Here is a 289-nt window from a genome sequence, read left to right on the forward strand (position 1 = left end):
CCCAATGCTTCCGAAACAAAACGTACAGGAATCAGTACACGGTTTTCTTCCATAATTGGTTTACCATCCGGAAAATTCACTTTTTTAGAGTCTACAGTCACGGTTACCTCTTTACCGGCAGCTGAGACCACTTGGCCCAAACTAGACACGATTAGGATTAATGCAAAAATCATCATAAATTTTTTTTTCATTTTTAATTGCTCCTTTTCTTTTCATACTATGATTTTACGACATTTTTTAATACATCGCTCAAAAATAGAAAGATTCAGTGGACCTAAAGAAAACTCCA

The 289-nt window shown here is 35.3% G+C and carries 1 protein-coding gene; it reads right to left on the reverse strand.

The genetic code is table 11. The annotated features are described in order from the left end of the window. Positions 1 to 191 (reverse strand): stalk domain-containing protein (locus JO375_RS13480; RefSeq protein ID WP_229524963.1); only part of this gene is annotated, 191 nt, incomplete at its 3' end. Positions 192 to 289 lie beyond the last annotated feature (98 nt).

The organism is Paenibacillus farraposensis (assembly GCF_020736845.1).
Lineage (GTDB): Bacteria > Bacillota > Bacilli > Paenibacillales > Paenibacillaceae > Paenibacillus > Paenibacillus farraposensis.